This window comes from Microbacterium sp., assembly GCF_036566905.1.
Taxonomy (GTDB): domain Bacteria; phylum Actinomycetota; class Actinomycetes; order Actinomycetales; family Microbacteriaceae; genus Microbacterium.
The window spans coordinates 1-1735 of sequence record NZ_DATCVK010000095.1 but is presented as its reverse complement, the minus strand read 5'-3'; the positions used below and the strand labels follow the sequence as shown (position 1 = coordinate 1735).

Sequence of the window (1735 nt, the reverse complement as noted above, 5' to 3'; positions counted from 1 at the left end):
CACGCTCTGCGTCGTCGTGGCGAGCAGTCGGGCCGCGCGCTCGGCCCGCTGCTGGGCTGTGTACGCGACGATGGTCATGCCGGTGGCCGACTTGAAGCGGCGCGCGAGCGTGGAGGCGGACACTCCGAGCCGGTCCGCGAGTTCGGTCGTCGAGACATGGCTGCTGAGATGGAGGTCGATCTCGTCGGCGACGCGACGTACGAGCGGCGGATACTCGCGCTGGTTGTGGCGTCGGACGTACCGGCAGAATTCCGTGACCATCTGCGCGGTGAACGAGGCGGAGCGTTTCGGGTCAGATGAATGGCCGATGCGGTGCAGCCGTTGCGCATACTCCTGTGATATCGCGTCGACGGTCACCGGCGGCAGCCCGCCGCGCTGCGCCGCGACGCGGGCCATGATCCGCAAGATGGTCGTGCCGAGGAACGGCGTGTTCAGGTAGCTGATCGTCTGCGGCATCCGTCCCATGCGTTGCAAGGCGGAGAGTGCCCGTTCGGAAGAGCCCTCCTCGACCGCGTCCATGAACTCCCGTTCGAGTCGGTACCGCTCTTCGATCACGGTGAATGCGGCAGACTGCAGAGCCTCCCCGACCCCGGGGGCGATCGTCCCGCCTTCGGCCTCGACCTCGCGAAGGCTGCCGAGCGCGTCCTCGCCGCCACCTGCGCGAAGCAGGCTGGCTGCTCCGCGGTACACGTACTCGGCATCGACGATCGCGTACCTGGTGCGGTAGTGCTTGTAGATCGGGAGGTGGGCGCTGGGAATGCCCAACCGGCTCATGGCCTCTTCCGCGACACCCGGATGCATGGGCTCGTGCGTGTACGGGCCGATGACGAGCAGGCGGTCATCCCAGCGGACGAGTGCGATCGCCATCCCGAGCGGCTCACGGATCTCATGCACGACCTGCCGGTCCATGTCGCGCACGAATCCTCGGAGCACCGACGCAGTGAAGGCCGGTTGGATGCGCGGGTCGAGGCAGTGCGCCGACTCGAACGCGTCGAGCGCCGGTGCGATGTCGGTCGTGAGTTCGATCGGGCAGCTCAGGACCTCGGCCACCGCGGCCGCGATGGGCTCGAGGGCGTCCTGCGGATGCGCTTGCGACGTCGTCGTCATCGATGTGCCTCGGTTCGTGTGACCTGCAAGAGTGTGCCGAATCAGTTCTGATCGCGCGTGATCAGTTCTATCATCCTCCGGTTCGTGGTTCGTATCGTGGTTGAGCCCAGCCGGCGTGCGCCGGCGAACTCTCGTCGAAGGAGACTCCCATGACGCAGCCCGCTGCCACCGACGCCCGCCGGGCCACGGCGATCCACGAGGGGTGGGCGTACTCGCCCGTCGAACTGCCCGCGGGGTCGAGTTGGGACGAGATCGCGGCCGCGGGGGAGCAGGTCGTGCTGCCGCACACCTGGAACGCGATCGACGGACAGGCCGGCGGCGAGTACCGTCGCGGTCGCTCGACGTATGCACGGGTGATCGAGGCCGATGAGTCCGATGTCGAGACCTGGGTCGAGTTCGCGGGCGTGAACTCGTCGGCCGAGGTGTACCTGGACGGACGCCTCCTCACCACTCACGATGGCGGCTACTCGACGTTCCGCGTGAACCTGACGGACGGGCTCGCGGACGGATCGGGAACGCTCGTCGTGATCGTGGACAACGCGAAGAACGAGCGGGTGTACCCGCAGCAGGCCGACTTCACCTTCTACGGCGGCATCTACCGCGAGGTGCGCCAGATCACCGTCGGGCG

The 1735-nt window shown here is 67.6% G+C and carries 2 protein-coding genes; one reads left to right on the top strand and one right to left on the bottom strand.

Annotation, left to right across the window (positions count from 1 at the left end; all coding sequences use genetic code 11):
* Positions 1-1107, bottom strand: a 1107-nt coding sequence (locus tag VIP82_RS07355) for an AraC family transcriptional regulator (RefSeq protein WP_331907162.1), incomplete at its 3' end; no start/stop codon positions are given.
* A 149-nt stretch (positions 1108-1256) separates the two neighbouring features.
* On the opposite strand from VIP82_RS07355, the gene VIP82_RS07350 reads away from it, so the two are divergent.
* Positions 1257-1735, top strand: a 479-nt coding sequence (locus VIP82_RS07350; RefSeq protein WP_331907160.1) for a sugar-binding domain-containing protein, incomplete at its 3' end; no start/stop codon positions are given.